At 52.6% G+C, this 6,065-nt stretch carries 6 protein-coding genes; all 6 read right to left on the bottom strand.

Annotated features, from left to right (window positions below; genetic code table 11):
• Nucleotides 1–173 precede the first annotated feature (173 nt).
• Genes P9L94_16365 through P9L94_16340 form a run of 6 tightly spaced genes read right to left on the bottom strand, consistent with a single transcriptional unit; the run spans nucleotide 174 to nucleotide 5,933 of the window.
• Entirely contained in the window at nucleotides 174–1,214 is a 1,041-nt protein-coding gene (locus tag P9L94_16365; GenBank protein ID MDP8245660.1) for an ABC transporter permease, read from the bottom strand.
• Complete coding sequence (locus P9L94_16360) at nucleotides 1,207–2,187, bottom strand: ABC transporter permease (protein ID MDP8245659.1); 981 nt, start codon at nucleotides 2,185–2,187, stop codon at nucleotides 1,207–1,209. The genes P9L94_16365 and P9L94_16360 overlap by 8 nt, the downstream gene beginning before the upstream one ends.
• Before the next feature lie 18 nt (nucleotides 2,188–2,205).
• Nucleotides 2,206–3,981, bottom strand: a complete 1,776-nt coding sequence (locus P9L94_16355) for an ABC transporter substrate-binding protein (protein MDP8245658.1) — start codon at nucleotides 3,979–3,981, stop codon at nucleotides 2,206–2,208.
• A gap of 60 nt (nucleotides 3,982–4,041) precedes the next feature.
• Entirely contained in the window at nucleotides 4,042–4,380 is a 339-nt protein-coding gene (locus P9L94_16350; protein ID MDP8245657.1) for an STAS domain-containing protein, read from the bottom strand.
• A 34-nt stretch (nucleotides 4,381–4,414) separates the two neighbouring features.
• The gene (locus P9L94_16345; protein MDP8245656.1) at nucleotides 4,415–5,548 is read right to left on the bottom strand and encodes a SpoIIE family protein phosphatase; all 1,134 of its coding nucleotides are present in this window, start codon (nucleotides 5,546–5,548) and stop codon (nucleotides 4,415–4,417) included.
• A gap of 7 nt (nucleotides 5,549–5,555) precedes the next feature.
• Nucleotides 5,556–5,933, bottom strand: a complete 378-nt coding sequence (locus tag P9L94_16340) for a response regulator (protein ID MDP8245655.1) — start codon at nucleotides 5,931–5,933, stop codon at nucleotides 5,556–5,558.
• Nucleotides 5,934–6,065 lie beyond the last annotated feature (132 nt).

Below are 6,065 nucleotides of genomic sequence, written 5' to 3'. Positions count from 1 at the left end.
TTGCGAACGGAAAAGCCAAAATGACCGCTCTCATTGCTGCAATGCGAAAACTTCTATGTATCCTCAATGTCATCGCCAAACCACTTTCACCAGAAAAAACAACTTGACAACCAAGACAGTCGCTACCAGGCTGCCCGCCGATAATAAGTCGTATTGAATTTGGAAAGAGACTTTTATTCGCCTGCCAGGCGGGGGTCGATGGCGTCGCGTAGGGCGTCGCCGACCAGGTTGTAACTCAGCACGGCGAGGAAAATCGCGACGCAGGGCGGATAGACCATGTACGAGGCGGAACGGATGGAATCATAAGCCTCGCGCAGGATATTGCCCCAGGACGGGTCGGGTTGTTGGACGCCGAAGCCCAGCCACGAAAGCCCCGCTTCGGCCAAAATTGCGTAGGCGATGCCAAAGGTGATGGTAACCAGGATGGGCGCGACCGAATTGGGCAACAGATGAATAAACATAATACGGCCCGATGAACAGCCCAGCGATTTTGCCGCCAGAACGTAATCTTCATTTTGCAGGCGAATGAACTCGCCGCGCGCATAACGCGCAATCGACGTCCAACTGGTGAAACCGATGACGATCATGACGTTGATGATGCTAGGCTCCAACCAGGCGAGGATCGATAAAATCAAAAAGAAGGTAGGGAAGCACTGGACGATCTCGATGATGCGCGAAATGGTGATGTCGATCCAGCCGCCAAAATAACCCGCTAATGCACCGAGTACGATTCCTAGCAGCGCGGCGATGCCCATCGAAACCATGCCGACTTGCAGCGACACGATGGTCCCGTAGATGATGCGGGCGGCGATGTCGCGTCCGTTCTGGTCGGTGCCCAGCCAGTGTTCAGCGCTCGGCGGCCTGAGAGAGTCATAAGAGGTTTCGGTCGGGCCATATTTGATTAAAGGCCAGACGGTAAAATCATCTTCGCTGATTGAGCGCTTGGCGTTAAACGTGACTTGGCTGAACGGAGGCTTCTTGTCGATGATGCGTTTTGTGAAGGGGATTTTGTGGACGACTTCGATCAGCGCGGGAAAATGCCACTGCCCCTGGTAATGACAAACAATCGGTTGACGGTTGGCGAGCAATGGACTGAAGAACGCGGTCGCCGCCATCAGCAGGATGAACAACAAGCCCGCCATGCCGCGCCTGTTGCGGCGGAACGAGTCCCAGGCGATGCGGCCCAGTGAACGTCCGGCGGGCGCCTTACTCATAACGCACCCTCGGATCCACAACGGCGTATAGCAAGTCGGCGATTAAGGTTCCTAGCAAAACCAACATGGCGGTAATGAAAGACAACGCCATGATGGTGGGGTAGTCGCGTTGCAGGATGCTTTCAAAGAACAAGCGCCCGATTCCCGGCCAGTTAAACATGACTTCGAGAATGACCGAGCCGCCTAAAATTTGCGGGAAGGTCAATCCAAAGAGCGTCACCAGCGGGATCAGCGTATTGCGGAACCCGTGCTTGATGATAACGGTTGCTTCATCGACGCCCTTGGCGCGGGCGGTGAGGATGTAGTCTTGCTTAAAGACTTCTAATAAATTCTGGCGGACGAAGCGGGTTTGATAGGCGAGCGCGCCGTAGGTGAAGCAAAAGGTAATTAAGACGTAGTGCTGCGCGAGGTCGATGAGTTTGCCGCCGGTGGAGAAGTCCGCATAGCCGTCGGAGACCATGCCTTGAAACGGCAGCAAGTCGAGTTCGATGCTGACCCATAAAATCAGCGGGATCGCCATGACATAGCTCGGCACTGCATATAACGCATACAAAACCGTGCTGCTGATAGTGTCAAACCAGCCGTTTCGATACGCGCCGGACAAGATACCAATCGGGATCGCTAAGGCGAACCCCAGCGCGAGAGAGAGAAGCGCGAGCGAAAGCGTGGCGGGCAGACGCTCCATGATTTTGGTGGAAACCTTGCGGGCGTCGGGCGTCATGGAGTTGCCGAAGTCGAAGGTGACGATGCGCCGCAGCCAATCAAAATAGCGGACATGCAACGGACGGTCGAGCCCGTAGTATTCGCTCAGCTGTTCATAAACGCGGGCGGAGACGCGCGGGTCCATCACCGAGTCGGCGCGTACCGAAGCAGGGTCGCCCGGCGCCAAATTGATGACGGTGAACGTCACCAGCGAGATGCCGAACAAGGTTGGGATCGCGAGCAAGATGCGGCGAATGGCGTAGGCCAGCATGGATTCAGTCGGCCTCGCTTACGGTTTCATCGCTGCGTCGTTAGTGCTTGCAGGCGTCCACCAAGCCCTGATGGATGGGTCGAAATTAAAGATGCCGCGCGGGCCGGATTGCACGCCGCGAATACGCTTGTTGATTGCATAGGTACTGGCGCGGTTGAAAATAAACGTATACGGCTGATCGTCATAAATTAGTTTATGGATTTCCTGGTATATGGCTTTGCGCTTTTCGGCGTCAAATTCTTTGCGGCCTTGCGCGAATAGTTCGTCGACGCGCGGGTTTGAATAGCCGCCATAATTGCGCCCGCCGTCGTATTCTTCCGTGCGCCACAAGTTCCAACCAGTGTCAGGGTCGGTGCCCGTTCCCCAACCGGCGATATGAGATTGAAATTCATGTTTGCGGGTCATCTGTTGGAAGGTGGCCCATTCAATGGTGCGTGTGTTCATGTCGACGCCGATGCTGCGCAAGTCTTGTTGATAGTAATTGGCGACCTGCGGGCCGATGGCAGAACCTTGGGGAATCGACAGAGTGAATTCAAACTTCATGCGCTGGCCGTCGATTGTTTTATAGCGCCAACCGTCTTGCTCGTCTTTCATCCAACCCACTTCATCTAATAATTGTCCGGCTTTGGCGAGGTCAAATGGAAACAATTGAACTTCGGGATTGTACATCCATGCGTCGGGGTGATAGATGCCGGGCGCCTGATCTGACAAATTATAAAGAATTTTTTCGAGAATTAACGGCATGTTCAGTGCGTGGGTCATAGCGAGCCGGACGCGCTTGTCATTGAAGAATTGGTTGGTCTTGCCGTCCATGTTCCAACCGATGTAGTAGTAAGACCATTCGGGTTTGAGCAATTTGACGCCGAGTTTGTCGAACCGTTCGTCGTTGGTTTGGTTGGCGAATTGGTCTTGAGAAAGCAGGATGCAGTCGAGTTCGCCTTTTTCAAATGCGAGTAGTTGCGCGTTGCGGTCTTGAATGAGACGAAAAACGATGCGCTTGAAGTAGGGTTTGGGGCCCGGGTAGTTTTCCCAGCGTTCAAGAACAATACGCTCGTTGGCAGCCCATTCTACCAGTTTGTATGGGCCGCTGCCGATGGGGTTGCGGTTGAGTTGTGAATAGTAGTCGCCCGTCATCAAGTCAGGATTTTTATCCTGCTCTTTTTCGTATAAATGTTTGGGAATAATGGGGAACAGGATGTTCCATTTTGACGTGGGTACGGCTTCTTTGTGAATGTATTTCACCGTGAGGTCATCGAGGGCGATGCAATCAATGACATCAGTCGTTCCCGTTTTGACGGCGGGGCAGGGCACTTTGTCGTCGCAGATGCTTTTCCATGAATAGACGATGTCATGGGCGGTGATCGGGATGCCGTCTTGCCAGGCCAACCCCGGTTTTATTTTAACGATGGCTGAGAGGTGGTCTTCGGCTTCTTCGAATGATTCAACCCAATGCGGCGTTGTGGTCCATTCCATCGAACGGTCAAAGTTAAACGGTTGATCAAAAATCAATTCAGACACCGTAAATTCATATTGCGACGATCCGAATATCGGATTCAGGTTTTGCGGCGCGCCGTCAAGATTCAGGTACAAGGTCGCATCGGTATCAATCAGAGCGAGGTCGTCCGGCGCTGGTTCAAATAATTTGGGAAGATTCACCAGCGGGTCGGCGTCGGGGCTATACGCGACAGTCGGAGCACTTTTGCCGCATCCAGCCGCGAAAGCGATAACCAAGATGAAAACGGGAACGAATACGAAGAGGCTGCGATTGATGGTTTGTCGGCTGGGCGTATTCATTCTGGCTCCTAATTGATGGCGTATATGATTGGTTCGATTCAACGTTGTCATTGGATGTGATTAATCCATCAGCGCGTCGAGCGCTTCGAATTCGCTGGGGTATATTTCAAAACTTTGCTGTAAGTGGACGACCTGAAATAACTCTTGCAACTCAGGCGAGGGGGAGCAAATGGAAAGATGTTTGCTCTGTTCGGTCGCTTGTTTGTGGGCGACGATTAGTTCACGCAGACAGGAACTGCTGATGTACTCCGTCTTTGAAAAGTTGACTAACACATGCCCTTTTACATCGCGGATGCTGCGTTTCATCGATGACGCGAATTCGGATACCTGGTTGGCGTCAATGCGTCCTTCCGGTTGAATAATCGCGATTCCAGATTCTAGCCGAATATGTATGGGCATGTTTCGAGGTTCTCCTGAGTTTTTTTTGATTCTATCACAGGATATCAATGATGAGAAATGTCAGGTCATCGTCGATATCACCATGATGATACGTTTTGACTTCGTCATAAATGTTATCGAGAAACTCGCTGGAGGGTAGTGCGGAGAATTGAGTAATCATGTTTTGAAGGCCGATTTTGCCTAACATCTTGCCCGCTTGGTTGCGGGCTTCGATGAACCCGTCGGTGTATAAAAAGATGCGGTCGCCCGGAGCGATATTGACGGTGGTGTGCGTATCGTCCCCCAGAAAGGTCGGCGCAACCCCCACGGGCGGAAGATGCGATGAAATCGACTCAAGCGATTGCGTGTTCGCCCGCCAGATGTAAATCTCCGGGTGACCGGCGTTGGTGCAGGTCAGTTCGTTCTTGTTTAGGTCAATATGCACCAGCGCCAGCGTGATAAACATGCTGGTTTCTTGAATTTGATCGTGAATAAATCGGTTCAGCAAACTGACGGTTTCAAAAGGAGGATGGTTTTCTGCGATGCGCTGCAGGAGCTGCGCATAGACCAGGTTGGCGGTCAGCGCGGCGGAGACGCCGTGTCCGCTCACGTCGTAGAGCGACGCCGTCAATGCGTCGTCATTAAATTGATGGACGGTCAGATAGTCGCCGCCGATGGCGATTAACGGCTCAAAGCGATAATCTAATTTAAGACGCGGCATTTCGATGGGAGCGGGCAACAAGCAGCGTTGGATGCGTCCGGCGTGGTGGAGGTCTTCGTCGAGCTGGCGCTGTTGTTCTTTCACGCGCTGTTCGATTTCACTGATGTGGAGCACGCGCTCGACCACTTTCATCATGTAGGGCAAATCAATCGGCTTGGAGATAAAGTCGCTGGCGCCGGTCTTCATGGCTTCGATGGCTGATTCCATGGTGCCGAACGCCGTCATAATAACGACCGGGATTTCGTTGCCTTCCTTGGACAAATGTTGCAGAAACTCGATGCCTCCCATCTCCGGCATCATCAAGTCGGAAATAATCAGGTCGGGCGTATTATCGCGGAGTCGTTCCAGCGCTTGGCGTCCGTTGGCCGCTTCTAAGACGTCGAAGCCTTTGAAATCGGCGAAGTCGCGCAGGTTTTCGCGAATCTCTTCTTCGTCATCCACGATGAGCAAGCATTTGGTTGGGGACATCGTCTCTCTATTCGTTGGCGCCAGACGCCGTGATTTCGTCGATTACTCGTAAAATATCGTTGTGGTCATAAGGCTTGAGGATGATCTTGTAGGCGCCGGCGCTCTTGGCTTCTTGAATGACGGACGGCGCCGAGGACGCGCTGACAATGACCACGGGCGTATTGCGGTTTTGCGCTTTGATGGTGCGTAACACTTCAAGCCCGTTGATACCGGGCAGTTGGATATCCAACAGCACCAGTTGGGGATTCACGCGTTCAAACTGCGCGACCGCTTGTTCTCCATCGCTGCATGAGGTGACGGCGTGGCCTTTAAACTCCAACAGGTCCGTCAAGTTTTCGCGAAGTTCTTCTTCGTCTTCAACAACCATAATGGACAGGTTCGACACAACCGTCTCCCTCAATCTTGTAGTGCTTTGTAAAAACGCATTCTACATCAGAACTCACCGGTTTGTCTCTAGGGTGGTTTCCCACGGAGGGATTTTGTTAACCATCTGTTTTCGGCTATTCAACAATCCCGC

Source organism: Candidatus Hinthialibacter antarcticus, assembly GCA_030765645.1.
Lineage (GTDB): Bacteria > Hinthialibacterota > Hinthialibacteria > Hinthialibacterales > Hinthialibacteraceae > Hinthialibacter > Hinthialibacter antarcticus.
The sequence above is the reverse complement of the archived record's forward strand: the minus strand, read 5'-3'. Positions and strand labels throughout refer to the sequence as shown.